Origin of the sequence: Micromonospora vinacea, assembly GCF_015751785.1 — a bacterium.
Lineage (GTDB): Bacteria > Actinomycetota > Actinomycetes > Mycobacteriales > Micromonosporaceae > Micromonospora > Micromonospora vinacea.
Genome location: NZ_JADOTY010000001.1, coordinates 1,912,376 through 1,936,551, shown reverse-complemented (window position 1 = coordinate 1,936,551; position 24,176 = coordinate 1,912,376). Strand labels below are relative to the sequence as shown.

Here is a 24,176-nt window from a genome sequence, read left to right as displayed (position 1 = left end):
AGAGTCGTTTTCGTGCTGTGGATAACGGCTGTGGATACCGGCCAAGCTGTGGATAACTCTGTGGACCGCCGGATCGGCCGGGCAGGGCCCGGCCGATCCGGCGCAGTCCGTCAGATATCCAGGAACCGCACGTCCTTGGCGTTGCGCTGGATGAACGACCGGCGCGCCTCGACGTCCTCACCCATCAGCACACTGAACAACTCGTCGGCGGTCGCCGCGTCGTCGAGAGTGACCTGACGCAGGGTACGCGTCGCCGGGTTCATTGTGGTTTCCCACAGCTCGGGATAGTTCATCTCGCCGAGGCCCTTGAAGCGCTGAATGTCGTCCGGCTTGGCGTTCGGCTTCTTCTGCTGGCGCAGCAAGATCAGACCGTCCCGCTCGCGGTCCGAGTACGCGTACTGGGCGTCGTCGCCCTTCTTGTTCCACTTGATCTTGTAGAGAGGCGGGGCGGCCAGGTAGACGTGCCCCATCTCGACCAGCGGACGCATGAAGCGGAACAGCAGGGTGAGCAGCAGCGTCTGGATGTGCTGGCCGTCGACGTCCGCGTCGGCCATCAGCACCACCTTGTGGTACCGCAGCTTCTCCATGTCGAAGTCGTCGTGGATGCCCGTGCCCAGCGCGGTGATCAGCGCCTGGACCTCGTTGTTCTTCAGCACCCGGTCGATCCGGGCCTTCTCCACGTTGAGGATCTTGCCGCGGATCGGCAGGATCGCCTGGGTCCGCGGGTCGCGACCCTGCTTGGCCGAACCACCGGCCGAGTCGCCCTCGACGATGAACACCTCGGACTCGCGGGGGTCGGTCGACTGGCAGTCGGCCAGCTTGCCCGGCATCGAGCCGGACTCCAGCAGCGACTTGCGTCGGGCCAGCTTGCGCGCCTGCTGCGCGGCGATCCGGGCACGGGCCGCCTGGGAGGCCTTCGTAATGATCATCTTGGCCTCGGCCGGGTTGCGGTCGAACCAGTCGACCAACCGGTCGTTGCAGACCCGCTGCACGAAGCTCTTCACCGGGGTGTTGCCCAGCTTGGTCTTGGTCTGGCCCTCGAACTGCGGGTTGGCCAGCTTGACCGAGATGATCGCCGCGAGCCCCTCGCGAATGTCCTCGCCGGAGAGCTTCTCGTCGCCCTTGAGCAGCTTCTTGTCGGTGCCGTACCGGTTGACCACGCTGGTCAGCGCGGACCGGAAGCCCTCCTCGTGGGTGCCGCCCTCGTGGGTGTTGATCGTGTTGGCGAAGGTGTAGACCGACTCGCCGTACGACTCGTTCCACTGCATGGCGATCTCGAGCGACATGCCCTCCTCCTCGGCCTCGAACTCGACCACTGTCTTGTGGATCGGGCTCTTGGAGGCGTTGAGGTGCCGGACGAAGTCCGCGATGCCGCCCTCGTAGTAGAAGGTGACCTCGCGCTGCCGGCCGTCCTCTTCCTCGGCCACCCGCTCGTCGAGCAGGTGGATGCGCAGGGCACGGTTGAGGAAGGCCATCTCCTGCAGACGCCGGTAGATGGTCTGGAAGTCGAAGTCGACGGTCTCGAAGACGTCCGGGTCGGGCCAGAAGGAGACCGCCGAGCCGGTGCGGTCGGTGGTCTCGCCCTTCTCCAGCGGGCTCGGCTTGGAGTTGGTGTAGTGCTGCCGCCACACGGAGCCGGACTTGTGGATCTCGACGAACATCTTGGTGGAGAGCGCGTTCACCACGGAAACACCGACGCCGTGCAGACCGCCGGAGACCGCGTACGCCTTGCCGTCGAACTTGCCACCCGCGTGCAGGATGGTCAACGCGACCTCGACACCGGGCTTCTTGAGCTTCGGGTGGAGGTCGACGGGGAAACCACGGCCGTTGTCGGTGACCCGGACGCCGCCGTCGGCGAGCAGCACCACGTCGATGGTGTCGCAGTATCCGGCCAGCGCCTCGTCGACCGCGTTGTCGACGACCTCCCAGACGAGGTGGTGCAGACCGCGCTCGCCGGTGGACCCGATGTACATACCGGGCCGCTTGCGAACCGCCTCCAGCCCCTCGAGAACGGTGATCGACTCTGCGCCGTACTCCTGCTTGTCCTGCGCTGCCACCCTCGGCCACTTTCTCGCGTCAGCCGCGCCGGTAGGGCGCGTCAGGCGCGGGTTCGGCGGACAGGACGCGACGTCGGCGCGTGGACCGGCACCGGAGACCTCCGGACAGCGGGTCGAACGCGCCGGTCGCCGCGGTTGCCCGCGGATCGCGATCGGCTCGACCCGACGTGGAGAATGAATCTGGGGCCACCGGCCCCGTCCCACTCCCGCACCGGGTCTTCGTCTCACTGTCAATCCTACTGTGCGCGGGGGACAGAACCACCACTCGGCACCCTCAGAGAGGCGGCTGAGAAGTCCATAGCCGGCAGAACCCCGCCGCCCACGACTCCCCCCACACGCCAAGCCCCCATCGCACGCGCCGCCCCGGAACGGGTTGACCCGCGGTCGGGCGGGTCGGGGGTCGCGGCCGAAGCGTCAGTGCCGTACGTTTGCGGCGCCCCGGAACCAGCCTTGATCTTTACCGGTTGGAACCGGGACGATCGACCCGATCGACCCGACACGTGCTCTTTAAGAGGTGACAGATGGGGCTGGACAACGTCGCGGTGCACTGGCCGCGGACCGGCCGCTTCTACGATCCGGTCGCGCCGGCCGAGTTCGTCGACTTCGGCGAGATCGTCGACCTGCCGCGCATCTCCGCGCCGACAGCGGCGCTGGCCGAGCTGATCGCGAAGACCGGCACCATCCGGGCGACCGCGTACACCGAGTTGGTGGATCTCCTGCTCGGCCTCGAAGGTGTGTTGTACGCCACAGACGCCGCCGCCGAGGACGAGGACCCGGTGATCGACCCGGACGGCTGCTCCTGGATCGCCAGCGGCATCGAGCGGTTCGTGGCCGCGCACCGCGCGAACGGCGAGGCTGTCACCTTCGAGTCGGTGAGCACCGTGCTGCGCTCCCTGCTCGGCGACGGTCGGTTGGCCGAGCAGCAGCTGCGCTGGCTGGAGAGCCGGCTCGACGCTCTGCGCGACGAGCGCGGCGACCCGCCGCAGTGGAACTTCACCTGCGCCGAGCTGGGCGTGCTGGCCGCGTTCTACCGGCGCTGCGCCGAGCGCGGGTTCGCCGTCTACGCCGACGCCTGAGCCGCCGGGTCGGTCTCCGGGGCGGCCGGCCGGTTGGCGGCCGAGATCAGCTGCGTGAGCACCGCGTGCAGGTGTTGCAGGTCCTCGACGGGCAGCCCGAGCCGCTGCACGATCGCGGCCGGGATCAGCTCGGCCTGACTCCGCAGCGCGGCACCGCTGGTGGTGAGGGTGACGGCGAGGCTGCGCTCGTCGCTCGGGTCGCGTTCCCGGCGCAGGTAGCCGGCCGCCTCAAGCCTTTTGAGCAGGGGTGACAGCGTGCCCGGGTCGAGCTGGAGCAGTCGGCTGAGGTCGCGGCCGGACAGCGGCGCGTGCTGCCAGAGCGCCAACATCACCAGGTACTGCGGGTGGGTCAGCCCCATCGGCTCCAGCAGCGGCCGGTAGACGGCCACCACGCTGCGCGCGGCGACCGAGAGGGCGAAGCAGACCTGCTGCTCCAGGGCCAGCGGGTCGACGCCGTCCGGTCGTTCGCTCATCGGTTGCCCTCTCTCCGCACGGTGACTATCGTACCGATCATTGGTACACCAACCATTGGTGTCCCAACGGTCTGCTCGGGGCGACGGGCGAGAACCAGCGAGGCGACGCGGGAAAGAGGGCGGCAGATGAGCGAGGACGGCGCGATCACCAGGGCCCCGGGCGAGGGCGGCCGACTGATGCGGTGGGCCTTCCGGCACCTCGCCGGCCCGGCCGAGGGTGTGCAGGGCGCGGTGCAGGGCGGCTCGGCCGAGGCCCGCGAGGCGTGGAAACGCGACCTGGCCGAGCGCAAGCGGTTCACCCGGGAGCAGCGGGAGCGCAAGCGGGCAGCCCGCGAGGCCGACCGGCGCGGCTGAACGGCCGGCTCAGCCGTACGTGTCGCGAGGGCCCCGACCACGGACCCGACGTGGGCCCTTCCCCCAGGAGGGCGCGGCCGGGCCGTGGATGTGCAGCTTGCGCACCACGTTGTGACCGACCTCGCTGGCGATCTGCTTGAGCAGCGAGCCGGCGAGCAGCCGCAGCTGGGTGGCCCAGGCGGTCGAGCGCGCCTCCACTGTCAGCTCGCCGTTCTCCAACTTCACCGGGCGGCTGTTCTGCGCGACCTCAGCGCCAACGACCCGCTCCCAGGCGCCGAACACGGTTGCCTCGGCCGCCGGCTGCTGCCAGCCACGCGCCTTCACCAGCCGGTTCAGCACGGCGCCGAGCGGCTGCGGATCGCGCGGGTCCGGACCAGGGCCGGAGTAGCCGCGCAACCGTCGCCCCGACCCGGCGGCAGCGTCGCCACTGCCGGGAGTACGCCGGGCGCGGGCCGCCGCCTGCCGTCGGGACAGCGCCGCGTCGAGCACCGCCCGGGCCAGCTCCGGCCCGCTGGCGGCCGCCGCCGGCTCACCGCCCGCCGGCTCCGACTTCGGAGTACGCGCAGCCGGGGCCTCGCCTGCCGCTGGCCGATCGGTGCCTGGCTTATCCGACACGGCGTACCGTCCCTTCGCCGACCTGGTAGCGGGTGCCGCGCAGAGCGGCCGGCACGTCATCGTCCACCGCACAGGTCACCAGCAGCTGACTCGCCCCGCCGACCAGCTCCGCCAACCGCTCCCGGCGGCCGGTGTCCAACTCCGCGAAGACGTCGTCGAGCACCAGCACCGGCTCGATGCCGTCGGCGCGCAACAGGTCGTACCCGGCCAGCCGCAACGCGAGCGCGAACGACCACGACTCGCCGTGGCTCGCATACCCCTTGGCGGGCAGCGGGCCGAGGCTCAGGGCCAACTCGTCGCGGTGTGGGCCAACCAGGGTGGTGCCCCGCTCGATCTCGGCGGAGCGGGACGCGGCCAGGGCCGCCGTCAGCGCCTCGGCCAGCACCGCCCGGTCGGTGGTCGGCTCGGCCAGCTCGATCGAGGGTCGGTAGGTGATGCCCGCCGCACCCCGACCGGCGGCCACCGCGTCGTACGCCTTGGCCACGTGCGGGGTGAGTGCGGCCACCAGCTCCAGCCGGCCGGCGAGCAGCTCCGCGCCGTGCTGGGCCAGGTGGGTGTCCCAGACCGCGAGGGTGCCGAGGTCGCCACCCCGGGACCCACCGGTCTTGCGGGCCAGGTACGCGGTGCGCAGCAGGGCGTTGCGCTGCTTGACGACCCGCTCGTAGTCGGCCCGCACGCCCGCGTACCGGGGCTGCCGGTTGACCAGCAGGTCGTCCAGGTAGCGGCGGCGTTCGGCCGGGTCGCCCCGGACCAGCTCGAGATCCTCCGGGGCGAAGAGCACCAGCCGGAGCGCCCCGAGCACGTCCCGGGCCCGCCGCGCCGGTGAGCGGCCCAGCCGGGCCCGGTTGGCCTTGCCGGGCACGATCTCCAGCTCGACCAGGAGCTCGCGGCCGTCATGCACCACCGCGCAGCGGATCACCGCGGACGTGGCGCCCATCCGGACCAGAGGGGCGTCGGTGGCGACTCGGTGTGAGTCCAGGGTCGCCACGTAGCCCAGCGCCTCGACGAGGTTGGTCTTGCCGACGCCGTTGGCGCCGATCAGGACGTTCGCCCCCGGTTGGAGGTCGACGGCCACCCGCTCGTACGAGCGGAAGTCGACCAGTTCCAGCCGGTGAACGTACACAGGTTGTGGATACCGCTCAGCGCTTGTGGACGGCGTGGCCACCGAACTGCTGACGCAGCGCGGAGACGGCCTTCATGGCGGGTGAGTCGTCCTGCCGCGAGGCGAACCGGGCGAACAGCGAAGCGGTGATGACGTTCAGCGGCACGGCCAGCCGGACCGCCTCGTCGACCGTCCACCGACCCTCGCCGGTGTCCTCCGTGTAGCCGCTCAGGTCGGCCAGCTCCGGGTCCTCGTCAAGCGCCCGGTCCAGTAGGTCGAGCAGCCAGGAACGGACGACGGTGCCCTCCCGCCAGGACTTGATGACGCCCGGCACGTTGGTCACCAGCTCCGAAGCCGCCATCAGCTCGTAGCCCTCGGCGTAGGCGTGCATCAGGCCGTACTCGATGCCGTTGTGCACCATCTTCGAGTAGTGCCCGGCACCGACCGGGCCGGCGTGCACGAAGCCGAACTCGCCCTCGGGCTTGAGCGCGTTGAAGATCGGCATCAGGCGGTCCACGTGCTCCTGGGAGCCACCGACCATCAGCCCATAGCCGTTCTGCCGGCCCCAGACGCCGCCGGAGACCCCGACGTCCATGTAGCCGATGCCCCGCTGGTTGAGCCGTTCGGCACGGGGGGCGTCGTCGCTGAAGCGCGAGTTGCCGCCGTCGATGATGATGTCGCCCTCGCCGAGCACCTCGGCGAGCTCGTCGATGGTGGCGTCGGTGACACCGGCGGGCACCATGACCCAGACCGCGCGCGGCGACTCAAGCTTCTCCGCCAGGCCGGCGAGGGTCGTGACGTCGCTGATCTGCGCGTTGTGGTCGAAGCCGACCACCTCGTGCCCGGCCGAACGCAACCGCTCCCGCATGTTGCCGCCCATACGGCCGAGTCCTACCAGGCCGAGCTGCATGTGTTTCTACCTCCGTGGATCTGGTGTTGCTGGGCGCGATCAGCGCGAGACGCGGATCGGCATGATGAGGTACCGGTACCCCGGAATGACCTCGCCATCCTCGCCGGCGGGAGAGATCACCGCGGGCTTGAAGGCGTCGACGAAGGAAAGCACGGCCGTCTGGGCGCCCAGGTTTGCCAGACCGTCGATGAGGTACTGCGGGTTGAAGCCGATGGTCAGCGGGTCACCGGTGAAGGTGGCCTCCATCGCCTCGCTGGCCCGCGCCTCCTCGGAACCGCCGGCCTCGACCACCAGGCCGTCGGCGCTGAAGCTGAGCAGCACCGGGGTGGTCCGTTCGGCGACCAGCGCGACCCGCTTGACCACCTCGATCAGCGTGCTGACCGGCACCCGGGCCGCGGCGTTGTGGGTGGCCGGGAAGAGTGACCGCACCGGCGGGTAGTTGGCGCCGTCGAGCAGGCGGCTGGTGGTGCGGCGGGTGCCGCCGGCGAGGCCGACCATGCCCTCACCCGCAGCGCCCTGGGCGAGGGCGAGGGTGACCTCACCGCCGAGCGGGCCGAGGGCCTTGGCGGTGTCGTTCAGGGTGCGGGCCGGCACCAGGGCGTTGATGCTCACCTCGGGGTCGTCCGGCCGCCACTGGATCTCACGCAGCGCCAACCGGTAACGGTCGGTGGCGAGCATCGACAGCGTGTCGCCGGACAGCTCGACCCGGACACCGGTCATCATCGGCAGCGTCTCGTCGCGACCGGCCGCGATGGCCACCTGGGACACGGCGGTGGCGAACGCGGCGGCGTCGACAGTGCCGGCGCTCTGCGGCATCTCGGGCAGCGCGGGGTAATCCTCCACCGGCATGGTGGGCAGGGTGAACCGGGCGCTGCCACAGACCAGCTCCAGGTGCGCGCCGACCGCGGCGATGTCGACCGGCTTGGCCGGCAACGCCTTCGTGATCTCGGCGAGCAGGCGGCCGGAGACGAGCGCGGCGCCGTCGGCGTCGCCCTGCACCTCGACGGTCACCTGACTGGAGACCTCGTAGTCGAACCCGGAGACCCGCAGGTTGCCGTCGGTGACGCGCAGCATCACCCCGGCGAGCACCGGTACGGATGGCCGGTTGGGCAGGCTCTTCGCGGTCCACGCCACAGCCTCGGCGAGCGCGTCGCGCTCCACTCGGAACTTCATCAATGCCTCCGCGTCGACGTCAGCGACAACTCTCTCATGCCGACCGCTGCCTACCGTCCCGCCCGACCGTGCGGGTACCCATCGCACCTTAGGGCGCGGGGGTATCGGCTGTGCGCCCGACCCCATGGATCGTGTCGATGCTGACCGGCTGATCCGACAGCGTTCGGCCCGATCCACAGAAAGCCCAACGGTGATGATTGGTTTTTGTTCTCTTAGAAGAGATAACTCATCGTCTTCATCGCACCTGTGCAAACTGTGGAAAACCGAGGTCTGCGCAGGTCAGACAGGTTATCCACCGGTGATTTAGCTGTGGAGAACCGGGGGTACAACCGGCTTGTGTGTCCACAGCCCGGCGACGGCGGCCGGTTGTCCACCGTTGTCCACCGGTTGTCCACCGGTAATCCACCGACTTTCTCCCCAAGCCTGTGGATCGCGGGGAAGATCACCATTGCCGTCATCCCCAGAACCTTCAACAGCCCGTACACAGGTTGATGATGATCGGTGGATAACCCGACCGTCGTCCCCAGGCGTCCACAGCCTTGTACACAGGGTTTCTCCACAGCCTGTGGGTAACTGGCGGAGGACGGACCGTAGTTATCCACCGACGGTGGACAACGAGCTGTGGACAACGAGCGGGGATCGAGGCGGTCACGGCCTCGATGCTGTGGTCTCCACCATGTCGAGAGTCCAGCTGACTGACGGAAAAAGAACGCCCGACCGGAGATCCGGCCGGGCGTGTCCTGTGGCTGTGCGCCGCCGTACGGCGGTCGTACGCCTCAGCTGTTCTGCTTGATCCGGTTGGTCAGCTCGGCGATCTGGTTGTACAGCGAGCGGCGCTCCGCCATCTGCTGACGAATCTTGCGGTCAGCGTGCATCACTGTGGTGTGGTCCCGGCCGCCGAACGCCTGCCCGATCCGGGGCAGCGACAGCTCGGTCAACTCCCGACAGAGGTACATGGCCACCTGGCGGGCGTTGACCAGCACCCGGGACCTGGACTGCCCCCGCAGGTCCTCCAGGCTCACCCCGAAGTAGTCAGCGGTCGACGCCATGATCTGGTCGGCGTTGATCTCCGGGCCGGCACCGTCGGGCATGAAGTCCCGAAGCACCTCCTCGGCCAGCGACAGCTCGACCGTCGACCGGGTCAGGCTGGCGAACGCGGTCACCCGGATCAGCGCGCCCTCCAGCTCCCGGATCGAGTTCGACACCCGGGAGGCGATGAACTCCAACACGTCCGGCGGGGCGTACATCCGCTCCTGCGCGGCCTTCTTCTGCAGGATCGCGATCCGGGTCTCCAGATCCGGTGGCTGGATGTCGGCCAGCAGCCCCCACTCGAACCGGGTTCGCATCCGGTCCTCCAGGGTGGCCAACTGGCGCGGCGACCGGTCCGAGGTGATCACGATCTGCTTGTTGGCGTTGTGCAGGGTGTTGAAGGTGTGGAAGAACTCCTCCTGGGTGCGCTCGCGGTTCTCCAGGAACTGGATGTCGTCGATCAACAGGATGTCGACGTCGCGGTAGCGCCGCTGGAACGCGCTGGTCTTGTCGTCCCGGAGCGAGTTGATGAAGTCGTTTGTGAATTCCTCGGTCGAGACGTACCGGACCGAGCGGGCGTTGCCGAGCGTCGTGGCGTAGTGCCCGATGGCGTGCAACAGGTGCGTCTTGCCCAGCCCGGAGTGCCCGTAGATGAACAGCGGGTTGTACGCCTTGGCCGGCGACTCCGCCACCGCCACGCTCGCGGCGTGGGCGAAGCGGTTGGACGACCCGATGACGAACGTCTCAAACATGTACTTCGGGTTGAGCCGGTTGCCGCCGGTGTCGGAACCGGGCAGCCGGCGGTCGTCACGGCCACCGGGCCGATGGTCCACGGCGCTGCGACCCGGGCCGCTGTCCGTTCCGCTGTCCCGGGGGAGCGAGCGGATCACGTGCTGGTCGCGCGGGGACGCCGAGTCGTCCCGGTAGCGGGGCTCGTAGGGACGGGTGTCCGGGCCGGGCGGGTCCAGGCGGGCGGCCTGCTCGTCGTAACCGCGCCGGTCCGGGCCCGGTCGGGGCGACCGCATGGGCTCGGCGAAGGCCGTGCTGAACAACGCCTCCTGCCCGTCCCTGCTGGCGGGGATCAGCCCCGAGCGATGCCCGTCGACGGACGGCGCGAGCGGTGGTCCCGCCGGCGCGGGCGGCGGACCCGGATCGGGCGTACGCGGCGCGGGTGACTGCTCGGGGATCATCGCGTCGGCCGACGGCCGAGCACCCTGGTCGTCGTCGAAGGGCGCGACGCCCGGGCCGTCGATGTCGAGCGGCGCGGGCTCCGGGGCGCTGCGGTAAACGGTGCCGGCCGGTCGGCCGGTGGCGTCCTCGGCCACCCGGACGGTGACCGCGACCTGGATCGGTCGGCCGAGTCGGCGGGTGAGCGCCTCGGTGATCGCCGGGCGCAGGCGTGACTCGATCACGTCGCGGGTGAACGCGTCCGGAACGGAGAGCAGTGCGGTGTCCTCGACGATCGCCCGCAGCCGGGTCAGTCGGAGGTAGGCACGCTGCTGCGCGGAGATGATCTCGTCGGCGAGCTCGTCGGTCGCCGCTAACCACACTGCGGCAAGGTCGGTCGTACCGGCCACCGTCGTGCCACCCCCTCGCTTCTGCTCCCGGCCGCCGCTGTCTGCCAGCCGGCCGTCCCGGGCCCGCCGCGTTCGCGGGTGGAACAACACCCACCCGGACGGTCGACCGGTGGTCATCCACAAGTTATCCACAGCCTGTGTACCGACCGATTGTGGCCGCCGCCGGCCGCGGGTGGGACCTGCCCCCTGCCTGATCGGGCGCTGAAGCGGGTTCACCGTGCCGAACGATTCACTGCCTTGTCCGGTCTTGCCTGCGCGACGACCGGAGCTTCCGACGCTCACCGCAATCGGGCACGGTAACAGCGTTGTCCCTGCGCCATCAACCGGCGACGCGGCGGCGCCCTTGTCGGCATCAGCGAAAACCGCCCTCCGGCCTCGGGCGCGTCCCGTTGTCCCCTGCTCGGGGTGTTTGACGGTCATTGCCCCCCTGCGTAGGCTGGAACGGTTGCTTTCTCGCCCTCTGCTAGGGTGATGGGTGCTTGCTGTCCGCGGTCGCATCCCCGCGTCGTCGAGGTCCCGCTCCGCCGGACAGCACCGATCGTGGGCCACCGTCGAGGTGGCCTGGACCACCACACGACCCCGGCGATCCCGTCGCGCGGGGCGCGTACGAAAACGGAGAGCCTGACGTGAGCAAGCGCACCTACCAGCCGAACAACCGCCGGCGCGCGAAGACCCACGGCTTCCGGCTGCGCATGCGCACCCGTGCCGGCCGTGCCATCCTGTCGAGCCGTCGCGCCAAGGGTCGCACCACCCTGTCGGCCTGAGCCGACCGGGCCGGTCCAGGGGACGTGGGCAGTCGTGCTGGCCGCCGCGCAGCGACTGCGGCGCAGCACTGACTTCGCCGCAGCGGTTCGCGGTGGCCGACGTGCCGGACGTGGCGCCGTCGTGGTCCATCTGGCCGTGCCGGTGACCGTCGACCCCGACACACCGACCTCGCCGGAGCCGGTACGGGACAACAGTGCGGAGCAGTCGTCCGTACCGTCCCGTGCCGGCTTCGTCGTGTCCAAGGCGGTCGGCAACGCGGTGACCCGTAACCGGGTCCGGCGCCGACTGCGGGCGCTGGTCCGGGAACGGTTGACCGCCCTGCCCGCCGGCAGCACCCTGGTCGTTCGGGCGCTCCCCGCCGCGGCGCAGGCGTCGTACCCTCGGCTCGCCGCCGACCTGGACGCCGCCATCGCGGTCGCCCGGGCGCCCCGCGAGCGGCGGTCCCGATGAGCGGCACCGAGCAGAGCAGCCCACGCCCGTCGACAACCGGTGCCAAGGTGCTGATCGCGCCCATCATCGCGTACCGTCGGTGGATAAGTCCGGCACTGCCGGCTCGCTGTCGGTTCTACCCGTCGTGCAGTGCGTACGCCCAGGAGGCGGTCGTTCGGCACGGCGCGCTCCGGGGAGCCGTGCTGGCGGCCCGGCGGTTGTTGCGCTGCCACCCCTTTCACCCTGGTGGATATGACCCGGTGCCGGAGCCGGGCGGCCGCCGTCGTGCTGATGTGACTGGAGCCCCGAATTGAGTCTGAGTCTCGACTGGATCTACTACGCGATTTCGTGGATCCTGCTGACCTGGCACTCTGCCTGGGACGCCATCGGGGTGCCCGTCGGCGCGGTGATCGGCACCAACTTCGCCTGGATCCTGTCCATCATCTTCCTGGTGGTCACCGTCCGGGTGATCCTGTTCCCGGTCTTCGTCAAGCAGATCAAGTCGCAGCGGGCGATGCAGGCGCTCCAGCCCAAGGTCAAGGAGCTTCAGGAGAAGCACAAGGGTGACCGGGAGACGCTCCAGAAAGAAATGATGGAGCTCTACAAGAAGGAGAAGGCCAACCCGCTGATGGGTTGCCTTCCGATGTTCCTTCAGATCCCGGTCTTCCTGGGCCTCTTCCACGTGCTGCGCCGGCTCGACCCGGACAAGAAGAACCAGACCCTCTACGGCTGGACCGCCGACCAGTTCCAGAGCGCCTCGCAGGCGAAGCTCTTCACCGCCCCGATCGCCGGCAAGTTCGGCTCCACTGCCGACGAGCTGGCCAGCCTCGGCGCCAACGGCAGCACCGTGAAGATCATTGCTGGTGTCCTGGTGCTGGTCATGATCGCGACCACCTACCTGACCAGCCGTCAGATGATCCTCAAGACCGGCTGGGCCGAGGACCCGCAGCAGCGGATGATCCAGCGACTGATGCTCTACGGCATCCCCGCGTCGCTGCTGATCTCCGGCGCGATCTTCCCGATCGGCGTCATCATCTACTGGGTCACCAACAACCTCTTCACCCTCGGCCAACAGCAGTGGGTGCTGCGGAAGTTCCCGCCGCCGGTGACCGCCAAGAAGGCCGTGGCCCCCGCCGGCCCCCGCAACCCGGTGCAGCCCGCCAAGTCCGGCGGCCTGTTCGGTCGTGGCAAGGCGGCCCCGCCGGCGCCGGTCAAGGCGACCGCGCCGAAGGTGGCCGGCCCGAAGCCGGGCGCCAAGCCGATGAACAACCCGAAGAAGAGCCGCCCCGCCAAGCGGCAGGGCTGACCCGGGAGGGCCGCCGTCGGATCACCGGCGGCGGCCCGTTCCGCACCGCGCAGCCGCCGTATGGCCGGCGCCGGGCGGAACCGACCGCGCACCGCGCGGCCACGGGCGACACTGCCCGTACAGACGTGCCTGTGGGCACCGGCGACCTCCCGCCGGCCCCGGGAAACCAGTCGGACCCGACGGTCCGGCCGAGCGAGTACGGAGATGAGACCGTGACCGAGACCAGCATCCCCCGCGCCGAGCAGTCCCTGGACGAGGAGGAGACCACCACGCTCGCGGTGGACGGCGACGACACCGAAGCCGACGACACCGAGGCGGACGACGACACCGACACCGCCGCTGGCACCCGGGCGAAGAAGGCTGTGGGCGAGGGCGACCTGTTCCGGCAGAGCGAGATCGCCGCCGACTACGTCGAGGGCCTGCTCGACATCCTCGACTACGACGGCGACATCGACGAGCTGGTCGCCGCCGGCCGCCCGATGGTCGAGGTGGTCGGCGAGCGACTGCAGAACCTGGTCGGCCAGCGCGGGGCCACCCTGGAGGCGCTCCAGGAGCTGACCCGCCTCGCCGTCTTCCGGCAGACCGGTACGCCGAGCCGCCTGCTGCTCGACGTCGGTGGCTACCGGGCGAACCGCCGCAAGGAACTCGCCGCGGTCGCCAAGAACGCCGTCGAGAAGGTCAAGGAGTACGGCGAGCCGGTCCGCCTGGAGGCGATGTCCGCGTTCGAGCGCAAGTGCGTGCACGACGTGGTCAACGCCATGTCCGGTGTGGCGAGCGAGTCCGAGGGTGTCGAGCCGAACCGGCGCATCGTCGTACGGCCGGCGGACTGACCGGGTGACCCACGACGACATCACGGCCGACGCCGTGACCGGCCCGGGCGGCACGCCGCCCGGGCCGTCCGCTGTCCGCCCCGCTACCTCGTCCGACGCCGACGGCGGATCGACCGGGCCCGACACCGCCCCGTCACCGGCCGACGCGGCGTTGCCGCCCGAGCTGGCTCCGGCCGCGCTCACCCTCTTTGGTGACCGTCTCGACCTGGCCGCCGCGTACGCCGAACTGCTGGCCACCGACGGCGTGGTCCGCGGCCTGATCGGCCCCCGGGAGGCACCCCGCATTTGGGATCGGCACCTGCTCAACTGTGCTGCGGTCGCCGAGCGGATCCCGGCCGGCGCGACGGTGCTGGACGTCGGCTCCGGCGCCGGTCTGCCGGGTCTCGTCCTGGCCATCGCCCGCCCCGACCTCACTGTCACCCTGATCGAGCCGCTCGCCCGAAGGACGTCGTTCCTGATCGAGGTCGTCGAGCGACTCGGCCTGGCCAAGTCGGTCCGGGTGTTCCGTGGCCGGGCTGACGAGGCCGCCAGCGGTTCGAGCGGCCGGGAGCCGATCAGTGGGGACGTGGTGACCGCACGCGCGGTCGCGCCCCTGGATCGGCTCGCCGGCTGGAGCCTCCCGTTGGCGGTTCGCGGTGGTCGCCTGCTGGCGCTCAAGGGCTCGTCCGCTGCGGCCGAGATCGAGGAGCACGCCGAGGTGGTGGCGCGACTCGGCGGCGGGCAGCCGGGCGTGCACCTCTGCGGCGTCGGCGTGATCGACCCGCCCACCACCGTGGTGGAGATCGTGCGCGAGCGGATGGTCGGCCCGCGTCCGGCGGCCAAGAAGCGCGCCCGGGGCGGACGCTCCCGCCGAGGGTGACACTTCGCGCCATCGGGCTTCCGGCCGGTGGGTTGCCTCGTTGTACCGGTACGGATGGACGAGGGGATGAGAACCCGACGTGGACCGGCCGCGCCCGTCCGCCGTAGGCTGACCGCGCGTCGATAGTGTGAAGCGGGTGACGGACGTCGCGGGTCTCCGACCGCTCCCGTGGGCCGTACGCTCCGGGTTGCGGGCGTGGATGCGGCCAAGTTGACCGGGGCGCGGACCGACCATCCGAAGCGGGCAGGGATGACAGGTGCATGACGACGGCAGGTACGACGATCCACGCGTGACCGGGTCGACCAGCGATCCCGTTTCACGTGAAACCGACTACCCGAGCTGGTCGCCCGGCGCGACCGGGCCATCGACCCGACCTACCGACAGCGATCCGCCGGCAGCGCTCGACCCGCCGTCGGGCGCCGGGCGGCCGGAGGGCTCGGCCATTCCGGAGCCGGCGAGTGGTCGTCGCGCGCCGGAGGCGTCGAGTCGACCGGTGAATGCCGCCGAGGTGCGGGCGGCCCCGGGTCGCCGCAACACCGCCGCGGCGGTTCGTTTCGAGCCGGCCGTCCCGCACCAACCCACTGCGGCTGTCGTTCGGGACGCCGCGCCGGTGGTCGCCGACGCGCCGGTCGCTTCGACCGAGTCGTTGGCTGCCGTGGCGGCCGACCCCACGTACGTTTCACGTGAAACCCCGACGCGCGAAGAGGATGACCCACCGTTGGCTATGGAGGCGATGCGCGCCGTGCAGATCCTGAATCCCAGTGGCGAGGTGACCATGCCTCGGCCGGACCGGACCCGGGTCATGTGCGTCGCCAACCAAAAGGGTGGCGTGGGTAAGACCACCACCACCGTCAACCTTGCGGTGGCGCTCGCCCTGCACGGCAACCGGGTGCTCGTGGTCGACCTCGACCCGCAGGGCAACGCCTCGACCGGGCTCAACGTCCCACACCACACCGGAATCCCCGACGTGTACGACTGTCTGATCAACAGCGTGCCGCTGGCCGAGGTGGCACAGGCGGTCGAGGGCATCCCCAACCTCTGGTGCGTACCCGCGACCATCGACCTGGCCGGCGCGGAGATCGAGCTGGTGTCGGTGGTGGCCCGGGAGTCCCGCCTGGACCGGGCGATCGCCGCCTACCCGGGCGAGTTCGACTACGTCTTCATCGACTGCCCGCCCTCGCTCGGCCTGCTCACGGTCAATGCTCTGGTTGCCGCGCAGGAGGTGCTGATCCCGATCCAGTGCGAGTACTACGCGCTGGAAGGGCTCAACCAGCTGATCAACAACATCAACCTGGTACGCCAGCACCTCAACCCGAAGCTCGACGTCTCCACCATCCTGCTGACCATGTACGACCGTCGCACCCGGTTGGCCGACGCCGTCGAGCAGGACGTCCGGAACCACTTCGGCGACAAGGTTCTCCAGGCGGTCATCCCCCGCAACGTTCGGGTGTCCGAGGCACCGAGCTACGGCCAGTCGGTGATGACCTACGATCCCGGTTCGCGGGGCGCCACGAGTTACTTCGAGGCCGCCCAGGAGATCGCCGAGCGGGGCGTCAAGGAGCCGGTGGGCCGGAATGCGTAGTGCGGACAAGTCGCTGGGAGGCGTGGCATGAAGAACCGTCCTCGGGGCGGTCTGGGTAGGGGCCTGGGGGCGCTGATCCCGACCGGGCCGGCGCCGGGTGCCGCTGGCACCGCGACGGCCGAGCCGGAGTACGAGCAGACGGACGACGCGGGAACCGTCGCCGTCGACGCAGTACCCGCCGGAGCGCCGGTCCGCGAGCCGGAGCCTGTGCTCAGCCCTGTGCCCGGTGCGCGATTCGCCGAGATCCCGGTCGACGCGATCATGCCCAACCCGAAGCAGCCCCGCCAGGTCTTCGACGAGGATGCGCTGGAGGAGCTGAAGACCTCGATCCAGGAGGTCGGCTTCCTCCAGCCCATCGTCGTTCGGCAGCTCGACGACGAGAAGTACGAACTGGTGATGGGCGAGCGGCGCTGGCGGGCCGCCCAGGCGGTGGGGCGGGAGAGCATCCCGGCGATCGTCCGGGACACCCGTGACGACGCCATGCTCCGCGATGCCCTGCTGGAGAACATCCACCGGGCGAACCTGAACCCGCTGGAAGAGGCCGCCGCCTACCAGCAACTGCTGGAGGAGTTCGGCGCCACCCACGAGGAGTTGGCCCGCCGGATCGGCCGGAGTCGTCCGCAGATCTCCAACACGATCCGACTGCTGAACCTGCCCGCACAGGTGCAGCGCCGGGTTGCCGCCGGCATCCTGTCGGCGGGGCACGCCCGCGCTCTGCTGAGCCTCGACGAGGCCGAGGCGCAGGAACAGCTGGCCCTGCGGATCGTGGCCGAAGGACTGTCGGTTCGGGCGACCGAGGAGATCGTGGCCTTGGCACTGAACGACGGCCCGGCGAAGGGTCAGGCCGCGAAGCGGCGACCCAAGGCGCACGCGCCGGCCCTGACCGATCTCGCCGATCGGCTGTCCGACCGGTTCGACACCCGGGTGAAGGTCGACATCGGCCGCAGCAAGGGCAAAATCACAATCGAGTTCGCGACGGTGGACGACCTGGAGCGGATCGTCGGGATCATCGGAGTGCAGCAGGAGGAGAGCGGGGAGGACTGAGCCCGCCCGCTCGCCTACGGCCGCGCTACCCGCCGGGGGCGCGGCCGTTCTGCATCTCGGGGTCGTCGCGTTTCACGTGAAACAGCCGACAGCCGCCCTCGGTGGATCGGCGTGCGCGACCGACCGTCGCCGCCCTCAGCTCGCTCAACCAGTCGACGTCACCGCGACCACAGGGATGAGGACCCCGGAGTACGTGGCGGACGGCTCGCTCTGACCCTGCGCGTCCGAAAGCACGGTCGGCGGGCGGGGCGGTGCCAGGCGATGGGTCGGGTTGGCTCTACACGCCTCACAGAAGGCCCCGGCATGGTCCACTCGGCCACAACCACCCCTTGTGTCGCTCGAAGCGCCAGCGAGCCGCTGAGTGGCCGTAACGGGTCTCCGTGGTTATCCCCGGGCGGTCGGATCTTTGGTCGCGGTCGGTCGGCTCGTCGCATCCCGCGTCAGCGACCCCCGGGGCGAGTCAGTCGAGTCGCGAGCGCCAGGCGTGATGGCGTGCCCTGCGCCCTCTGTTTCACGTGAAACAGAGGCCCCGCCCCGGCTGGTGCCGATCGAATCCCTGATCTGAGTGAACGGTCCGACGGGGTCGTCGCGTCGTCTGAAACGGCGACGACCGGCACTGCGGTTCGATCTGGCCTCCCCGCCGAACGCTCCGAGCGGCACGGGCACCGGAGCCGAGGGTCAGAGCTGATGCCCTCCGGGCGTCCTGCGAGTGGACGAGGGTCGTCGCTGGCGCAACTCCTCGAATGGACAAGGGGTCAATGCGAGGCGCCCCCGTTGAGCCGATGAGCGGTCGGGGCGGTCGTGGGTTCCGGTGGCATCCGGAGCGATCGCGGCGCACCCGTCCACTGCCGGCCTCGGTAGCCACCGATTCCGCCGATTTGGCGGTTCGCGGACAACGACCGACCGGCCGAAAAGTTATCCACACCGGTTGTCCACAGGCACCCCCCGTTTCACGTGAAACAGCGCGTGGGAGCGGGTGTGAGCCTGTGGATGACGGGGTGTGTTGAGGATCTCGGCAGCCTGTGGATATCGCCTCTCGGTGCCCGCGCGACCACGCGGGGCCCGGTCGGCGGCGGGCACCGATCCGGTGGCCCGGACCGCTCAAACAGGTAGGGACAGCGGTGCCAGACTCGGTTAGGGTCAGCGTCGTGCACGACACCCCTCCCTCAGTCCCGGACTTCACCCAGTGGCCGTCATTTCCCTTCGAGGGTGACCTCCACGTGAAGCAACTCGATGATCCGGTCCCGGTCGAACCGCCCCGGAAGGGCGAGGGTCTCCGGGAATGCACCGCCTGCAACGCACCCGACGACGCCTACATCTGGGTGGGCGAGCGGTGGAGGGTCCGCGCCATGGACCGGCCCACCGGCCTGCCCATGGTGCTCATCCTGGAATCGCGGACCCACCTCGACCTTGGCGACCTGCCGAACCTGCTGGCTGCCGAGTTGGGGGTGATGACCGTACGTCTGGAGCGGGCTATCCGGTCGCTCGACGGCGTGGCACGGGTGCACGTCAATCGCTGGGGCGACGGCTCAGCGCATCTGCACATGTGGTTCCTCGCCCGCCCGTACGGCCGCCTTCAGCTGCGGGGCACGTTCCTGTCCCTGTGGGACTCGATCCTGCCGCCGATCTCCGAGGCGCAGTGGCGGGAAAATCTGGCGCTGGTCGCCGCCTGGCTGGCCGAGTTCGGTGGCCGTCCGCTCGCCGAGCCGCCCCGCATTCAATGGCAGGCGCCGTCCAGTCTGCTGGCCCAGTCCGCTGCCGCGGATGCTGCCGCGGCGGAGGCCGCCTCAGCGGCAGCGGCCGGGGTGGAGGCGGTCTCGGTCATCGAGGCGGCAGAGGAGATCCCGGAACCCGCGCTCGACTCCACCTCCGATTCGACGGATGCGGACAGCGCGCCTCCGGCCGAACCAGTCGTGGACCCGGGGGTCGGCGACGACTCGACGGCGACCACCGTCACCGACCGGACGGCTGCACCCGCTCGGGCGGCCACGGTCACCGGTCCGGCGACTGAACCCGCTCGAACGGCATCCGCCACCAACCCGCCCGGCACCCCGACGTCCGGCACGGCGGCGTCCACCGCCGGGAACTCCACCGAGCCAGCGTCAGGCAACGCCGCCAGGACGCAGACGCCGTCCGGCGGATCTCAGGTCGGCCCGGCGGAGACGCCGCCCACCGACGGCCCGGCGAGCGGAAGCGGCGACCGGGCCGGTCCCGGCAACCCGGCTGCGACAGTCCCCACCAACGGCGGCGCCTCCGGTGCGGCAGCCAGCAAGACCACCGCCGAGAGCGGCGTCGAGGGCAGTCCGGACGCGGTGGTTCGTACCAACGGCAACGACGCACCCGACGTACGCGCCAGCCACTGATCCGGAACCGGCCATGAGGTTGCCCTATGGGACCGACCTCATGGCCGATCCGCAGGCGGGGCGCTCGACCGAACGGGGTGGCGGGTAGGTCAGTGCTTGGTGAGGCGGGCCGCTGCGCGGCCGACCAGGGTGCCGAGGAGTCGGCCGAAGTCCAACCCGGCCGCCTGCACGGCGAGCGGCAGCAGTGACGTCTCCGTCATGCCTGGCGAGACGTTGACCTCCAGCACGTGGGGCTGGCCGTCCGCGTCCACGATCACGTCGACGCGCGAGAGGTCCCGTAGACCGAGTGCGGTGTGCGCGGCGAGGGCGACGTCCGCGACTGTGGCAGCCACCTCCGGGGCCAGCCGGGCCGGTGCGTGCCAGGTGGTCCGCCCTGCCGTGTAGCGGGCCGCGTAGTCGTACACGCCGTTGCGCGGCACGATCTCCACCGGCGGCAGCGCCTGCGGGCCGTCGCCGAGGTCGACGACGGAGACCGCCACGTCCATCCCCGGCACGTACCGCTCCACCAGCGCCGTGGAGTAGTAGGCGAAGCAGCCGACCATCGCGGCGGGCAGCGCGGAGGCGTCCCGGACCACCGCCCCGCCCAGCCCGGACCCGCCCTGCGCCGGCTTGACCATCAGGGGTACGCCCAGGCGGTCGACGATCCGGTCCAGGACGGCGACAGCGCCAAGCTCGGAGAAACGGTCGTGCGGAAGCGCCACCCAGTCCGGGGTGGGGATGCCGGCCTCTCGGAGCACCGCCTTGGCCGAGGGCTTGTCCCAGGCGACCCGGGAGGCCCGGGCGTCGCAGCCCACGTACGGGATGTCGCACAGATCCAGCACCCCGCGCAGTGAGCCGTCCTCGCCGGTCGCGCCGTGCAGCGCGATCACCACCGCGTCCGGCGGATCGGCCGCGAGCGCCGGCAGCAGGGCCACGTCCGCGTCTCGCAGCTCGGCTTCCACACCGACGGCGCGCAGCGCGTCGAGCACCCGACGACCGGAGCGCAGCGACACGTCCCGTTCATAGGAGAGCCCACCCGCGAGCACCACGACGCGGAGGTCGGCCGAGATGGCGGAATCGGTCACGAGGAGGTGCTCGGCGGTCGTAGCCATGCCGGCATCATGCCAAGTCGGGCCCGGGCACGTCGGAGCCGGCCCGGCCCCGTCGACCGGCGGCGCCACCCACGGCGCCGAAGACCCGGCGCATCGCGATCTCCTGCTCCATGACACCGGCGAGTCGGCGGACGCCCTCGCGGATCCGCTCCGGCGGCGGGAAGCTGAAGTTGAGCCGCATGGCGCCGGTGCCGGTGCCGTCGGCATAGAAACCCGTGCCGGGGACGTAGGCGACCCGGGCGGCGACCGCTCGCGGCATCATGGCCTTCGAGTCGAGCCCGTCGGGCAGGGTGGCCCACACGAAGAGACCGCCGGCCGGGGTAGTCCAGTTGGTGCCCTCGGGCATCAGGTCGGCCATCGCGTCGAGCAGGGCGTCCCGGCGTTCCCGGTAGACCTCGCGGTAGACCTTGAGCTGCTGCCGCCAGGGCATCGTGCCGAGATAGGTGGCCACCGCGGCCTGGGCGAAGCCGCTGGGGCAGAGGATCTGCGCCTCGCTGGCGATGACCAGCTTGTCGCGGACCGCGTGCGGCGCCAGGATCCAGCCGACCCGCAGGCCGGGGGCGAAGGTCTTGGAGAACGTGCTGAGGTAGAAGACGCCATCCCGGCGGCGGGCCCGCAGCGGGGCCGGGGCCTCACCCTCGAACCCCAGCTGACCGTACGGGTCGTCCTCGACGACGAGCAGGCCGGCGCGCTCGCAGATGTCGAGCACACGCTCCCGGCGCTCCTCGCTGAGCGTCACACCGGTCGGGTTCTGGTAGGTGGGGATCGTGTAGAGGAACTTCACCCGCTGACCCGCGCGGGCCAGGTCGGCGATGGCCGTCTCCAGCGCCTCCGGGATCAGCCCGTCCTCGTCCATCGGTACGTGGACGACCTGCGCCTGGGCGGCCTGAAACACTCCGAGCGCACCGACGTACGTCGGCCCCTCGGCGAGCACCACGTCACCCGGGTCGAGGAAGAGCCGGGCCACCAGGTCCAGTGCCTGCTGCCCGCCCACCGTGACCACGACGTCCTCCGGGGAGGCCCCGCACGCGGCGTCGATGCCGGAGAGCGACATCACCTCGCAGATCCGCTCGCGCAGCTCGAGGGTGCCCTGACCGATGCCGTACTGGAGGGTGGTCACGCCGTGCTCGGAGCCGAGCCGGCCCAGCATCTCGCCGACCGCGTCCAGCGGGAGGGCGGCGATGTACGGTGCGCCACCGGCGAGCGAGACGACCTCCGGACGACTGGCCACCGCGAACAATGCTCGAATCTCGGAGGCGGTCATCCCGCGTACCCGCCGGGCGTACCGGTCGGTGTAGTCGTCGAGTGTCGTGCCGGTCATGACCTCACCTCGATCGCTGCTCGGGTGGTTCCCGCCCCGGGTACCCCGCACACCGCTGACCATGGCCGCAGGCACACCGATTGTCGATCCTAGTCCGCCAGGGACGTGCTGCGGCCGTGCCGAGGCAGATCGACCACATGGCGGACCGTCCCCGCCGTCCCCCACTGGGGTGGGCATCTGCGCGTCCCCTCCCGTATCGCCGATCGGCGGCGTACGATCGCTCGTCGGGGGCAGGAAGGCGGCGCTGTCGTTCCATGCCGGTCTCACCACCGAGCCTATTGTGGGGATGCGCCATATGTCGCGACGTCTGGTCAGCCTGACCCTCGACACGTTGGAAGACCTCCCGAGCCCGTGCCGGCAGTGCGTCTACTGGGAGCTCGATCCGGTCTCCGCGGACCGGGCCTGCGCCGCCGGCGATCCGGGCCTGGAGAAGGAGGCGTGGGTCTCCCAGACGCTGTTGGAGTGGGGCTCCTGCGGCAAACTCGCGTACGTCGACGGCATGCCGGCGGGCTTCGTGATGTACGCCCCGCCCGCCTACGTGCCCCGTTCGATGGCGTTCCCGACCTCACCGGTCTCCGCCGACGCGGCCCTGTTGATGACCGCCAACGTGGTTGCCGCGTTCTCTGGCGGCGGGCTGGGTCGGATGCTGGTGCAGGGTGTCGCCCGGGACCTGACCAAGCGCGGGATCAAGGCCATCGAGGCGTTCGGCGACGCCAAGTTCGGCGACGCTGACGATCCGGCCGGCGGTTGCGTGGCCCCTGTCGACTTCTTCCTCTCCGTGGGCTTCAAGACCGTCCGTCCGCACCCGCGTTTCCCCCGGCTGCGCCTCGAGCTGCGGACGGCGCTGAGCTGGAAGTCCGACGTCGAGTACGCGTTGGAGAAGCTGCTCGGGTCGATGAGCCCGGAGACCCTGCTCCGGCCGGTCCGTCCGGCCCCGGCCACCCGCTCCACCAACGGCTGACGCTCGGCGGCGGATCAGTCCACGACGGTGCCGGCGGTCACCACGGCACGCAGTTCGCTGACGTCGAGCGATCCGGTCGGGACGTCCCGCTCGATCGGGTAGTACATCCGCTGCACCGCGGCCACGATCGCCTCCACCACCCGGTCCCGAAACCGGGGGTCGACGAGGTGGGCACGGTCGGTCGGCGAGGTGAGATAGCCGACCTCGACCCGGACGGCGGGCATCCGCGTCAGTCGCAGCAGCTCCCACGTCTTGGCGTGGGTACGGCAGTCCCGCAGCCCGGTGCGGGCGACGATCTCCCGCTGTACCAGCCCGGCCAGGCGTTCACCGGTCGCCGAGGTCACCCCGTTGTCGGTGCCGTAGTGGTAGGTAGCGACGCCCTCCGCTTCCGGGTTGGCGTGGCCGTCCAGGTGCAGCGAGATGAACACGTCGGCGCCGAGCGAGTTGGCGAGCAGGGCCCGGTCGGTGTCCGGCAGGCAACTGTCGGGCGACGGGCCCCGGGTGAGCTGCACCCGCACCCCGGTGGCGGCTAGTCGCCCCTCCAGCCGGCTGGCCAGGTCGTGCACCAGGTCCGCTTCCGTCCAGCGCAGCGATCCGTCGGGCACCACCATCCCGGGGTCGGTGCCCCCGTGCCCCGGGTCGATGACGACCGTCTTGCCGACCAGCGCCGGCCCGGACTGCCGGATCGCGTCGGATTCGCGGAGCCACTGCGGACGCCCACCGACCACCTTGCGGCCGATCCGGCGGAGTGCGTTCATCGTGTGTGGGCCGCAGGATCCGTCCGGGGTGAGCCCGACCTCGCGCTGGAACTGGGCCACCGCCCGCGACGTCCGGACACCGTAGATGGCGTCCGCGCGGCCCACGTCGTACCCCATCTCCAGCAGTCGCTCCTGCAGTGAGCGGACGTCCTCGCCGGTGAGCGGTTCGGGGACCCCGTGGTAGAGGGTGCGGGCGCCGAGCCGCCAGCGGGCGGCGTCCAGGGCGCGCCAGGTCTCCGCTCCGACCCGGCCGTCCACGCTGAGCCCTCGCGACTGCTGGAACGCGCGGACCGCCCGCTCGGTGTCCAGGTCGAACTCGTCGGTCTGTGGGCCGGCGGCCGCGAGCAGCTCAAGGCCGGTCAGGATGGTACGGATCTCCGTGACCGCTGGTCCCCGGTCACCGGGTCGGATCGGACGCACGCACGACCCCCTCTGCACGACGCTGGCTGGCCGGGCGGCCCAGGCTTGAGGCTATGCGCTCCGGGGCGGTGAGGTGGCTGG

The 24,176-nt window shown here is 70.6% G+C and carries 20 protein-coding genes and 3 pseudogenes; 12 read left to right on the top strand and 11 right to left on the bottom strand.

What is annotated here, in order from left to right:
• Positions 1-110: 110 nt before the first annotated feature.
• Entirely contained in the window at positions 111-2,057 is a 1,947-nt protein-coding gene (gene gyrB, locus IW249_RS09330; protein ID WP_112583938.1) for a DNA topoisomerase (ATP-hydrolyzing) subunit B, read from the bottom strand.
• A 521-nt stretch (positions 2,058-2,578) separates the two neighbouring features.
• Here gyrB and IW249_RS09325 point away from each other — a divergent pair.
• Entirely contained in the window at positions 2,579-3,133 is a 555-nt protein-coding gene (locus IW249_RS09325; RefSeq protein ID WP_196920372.1) for a hypothetical protein, read from the top strand.
• Here IW249_RS09325 and IW249_RS09320 read toward each other — a convergent pair.
• On the bottom strand, positions 3,118-3,606 hold the full coding sequence (locus IW249_RS09320; protein ID WP_196920371.1) for a MarR family winged helix-turn-helix transcriptional regulator: 489 nt from the start codon (positions 3,604-3,606) through the stop codon (positions 3,118-3,120). The genes IW249_RS09325 and IW249_RS09320 overlap by 16 nt on opposite strands.
• A gap of 126 nt (positions 3,607-3,732) precedes the next feature.
• Between IW249_RS09320 and IW249_RS09315 the strand changes: the two genes are divergently transcribed.
• Positions 3,733-3,960: a hypothetical protein gene (locus IW249_RS09315; RefSeq protein WP_091396532.1), complete on the top strand. Its 228-nt coding sequence runs from the start codon at positions 3,733-3,735 to the stop codon at positions 3,958-3,960.
• A gap of 9 nt (positions 3,961-3,969) precedes the next feature.
• Here IW249_RS09315 and IW249_RS09310 read toward each other — a convergent pair whose 3' ends face one another.
• From IW249_RS09310 to IW249_RS35395, 6 genes and pseudogenes are all read right to left on the bottom strand, one after another.
• Positions 3,970-4,575, bottom strand: coding sequence for a DciA family protein (locus IW249_RS09310; protein WP_196920370.1), 606 nt, complete (start codon positions 4,573-4,575; stop codon positions 3,970-3,972).
• Positions 4,565-5,698, bottom strand: a complete 1,134-nt coding sequence (recF, locus tag IW249_RS09305) for a DNA replication/repair protein RecF (RefSeq protein ID WP_196920369.1) — start codon at positions 5,696-5,698, stop codon at positions 4,565-4,567. The genes IW249_RS09310 and recF overlap by 11 nt, the downstream gene beginning before the upstream one ends.
• Before the next feature lie 16 nt (positions 5,699-5,714).
• A complete protein-coding gene (gene gnd, locus IW249_RS09300) occupies positions 5,715-6,587 on the bottom strand; it encodes a phosphogluconate dehydrogenase (NAD(+)-dependent, decarboxylating) (RefSeq protein WP_196920368.1) in 873 nt (290 codons plus the stop codon).
• Between the two features lie 39 nt (positions 6,588-6,626).
• Positions 6,627-7,760, bottom strand: a complete 1,134-nt coding sequence (gene dnaN / locus IW249_RS09295) for a DNA polymerase III subunit beta (RefSeq protein ID WP_196920367.1) — start codon at positions 7,758-7,760, stop codon at positions 6,627-6,629.
• A 776-nt stretch (positions 7,761-8,536) separates the two neighbouring features.
• Positions 8,537-9,859, bottom strand: a pseudogene (gene dnaA, locus IW249_RS09290) (chromosomal replication initiator protein DnaA); the annotation flags it as partial.
• 177 nt (positions 9,860-10,036) lie between these two features.
• Positions 10,037-10,366, bottom strand: a pseudogene (locus tag IW249_RS35395) (chromosomal replication initiator protein DnaA); the annotation flags it as partial.
• 626 nt (positions 10,367-10,992) lie between these two features.
• Here IW249_RS35395 and rpmH point away from each other — a divergent pair.
• From rpmH to IW249_RS35200, 9 genes and pseudogenes are all read left to right on the top strand, one after another.
• Positions 10,993-11,130: a 50S ribosomal protein L34 gene (gene rpmH, locus IW249_RS09285; protein WP_007453904.1), complete on the top strand. Its 138-nt coding sequence runs from the start codon at positions 10,993-10,995 to the stop codon at positions 11,128-11,130.
• Positions 11,131-11,164: 34 nt separating this feature from the next.
• Positions 11,165-11,581 carry a ribonuclease P protein component gene (rnpA, locus tag IW249_RS09280; RefSeq protein WP_196920366.1) on the top strand — a complete coding sequence of 139 codons (417 nt, stop codon included), beginning with the start codon at positions 11,165-11,167 and terminating at the stop codon, positions 11,579-11,581.
• Entirely contained in the window at positions 11,578-11,874 is a 297-nt protein-coding gene (yidD, locus tag IW249_RS09275; RefSeq protein ID WP_091396555.1) for a membrane protein insertion efficiency factor YidD, read from the top strand. Before rnpA ends, yidD begins: the two co-directional genes overlap by 4 nt.
• Positions 11,875-11,876: 2 nt before the next feature.
• A complete protein-coding gene (gene yidC, locus IW249_RS09270) occupies positions 11,877-12,866 on the top strand; it encodes a membrane protein insertase YidC (protein ID WP_196924709.1) in 990 nt (329 codons plus the stop codon).
• Between the two features lie 212 nt (positions 12,867-13,078).
• The gene (locus IW249_RS09265; protein ID WP_196920365.1) at positions 13,079-13,696 is read left to right on the top strand and encodes a Jag family protein; all 618 of its coding nucleotides are present in this window, start codon (positions 13,079-13,081) and stop codon (positions 13,694-13,696) included.
• Between the two features lie 151 nt (positions 13,697-13,847).
• Positions 13,848-14,555 carry a 16S rRNA (guanine(527)-N(7))-methyltransferase RsmG gene (gene rsmG, locus IW249_RS09260; protein ID WP_231393245.1) on the top strand — a complete coding sequence of 236 codons (708 nt, stop codon included), beginning with the start codon at positions 13,848-13,850 and terminating at the stop codon, positions 14,553-14,555.
• A gap of 493 nt (positions 14,556-15,048) precedes the next feature.
• Complete coding sequence (locus tag IW249_RS09255) at positions 15,049-16,137, top strand: ParA family protein (protein ID WP_372432949.1); 1,089 nt, start codon at positions 15,049-15,051, stop codon at positions 16,135-16,137.
• A 174-nt stretch (positions 16,138-16,311) separates the two neighbouring features.
• Positions 16,312-17,181, top strand: a pseudogene (locus tag IW249_RS09250) (ParB/RepB/Spo0J family partition protein); the annotation flags it as partial.
• A gap of 1,373 nt (positions 17,182-18,554) precedes the next feature.
• On the top strand, positions 18,555-19,544 hold the full coding sequence (locus IW249_RS35200; protein WP_231393243.1) for a RodZ family helix-turn-helix domain-containing protein: 990 nt from the start codon (positions 18,555-18,557) through the stop codon (positions 19,542-19,544).
• 89 nt (positions 19,545-19,633) lie between these two features.
• Here the strand turns inward: IW249_RS35200 and IW249_RS09240 are convergent, their stop codons facing one another.
• Together IW249_RS09240 and IW249_RS09235 are read right to left on the bottom strand one after the other, a co-directional pair.
• Entirely contained in the window at positions 19,634-20,635 is a 1,002-nt protein-coding gene (locus IW249_RS09240) for a D-alanine--D-alanine ligase family protein (protein WP_196920362.1), read from the bottom strand.
• 7 nt (positions 20,636-20,642) lie between these two features.
• Positions 20,643-21,956 carry an aminotransferase-like domain-containing protein gene (locus IW249_RS09235; protein ID WP_196920361.1) on the bottom strand — a complete coding sequence of 438 codons (1,314 nt, stop codon included), beginning with the start codon at positions 21,954-21,956 and terminating at the stop codon, positions 20,643-20,645.
• A gap of 295 nt (positions 21,957-22,251) precedes the next feature.
• Here IW249_RS09235 and IW249_RS09230 point away from each other — a divergent pair, with 295 nt between their 5' ends.
• Positions 22,252-22,917 carry a GNAT family N-acetyltransferase gene (locus IW249_RS09230; protein ID WP_196920360.1) on the top strand — a complete coding sequence of 222 codons (666 nt, stop codon included), beginning with the start codon at positions 22,252-22,254 and terminating at the stop codon, positions 22,915-22,917.
• A 14-nt stretch (positions 22,918-22,931) separates the two neighbouring features.
• Here the strand turns inward: IW249_RS09230 and IW249_RS09225 are convergent, their stop codons facing one another.
• Entirely contained in the window at positions 22,932-24,095 is a 1,164-nt protein-coding gene (locus tag IW249_RS09225; RefSeq protein WP_196920359.1) for an N-acetylmuramoyl-L-alanine amidase, read from the bottom strand.
• Positions 24,096-24,176 lie beyond the last annotated feature (81 nt).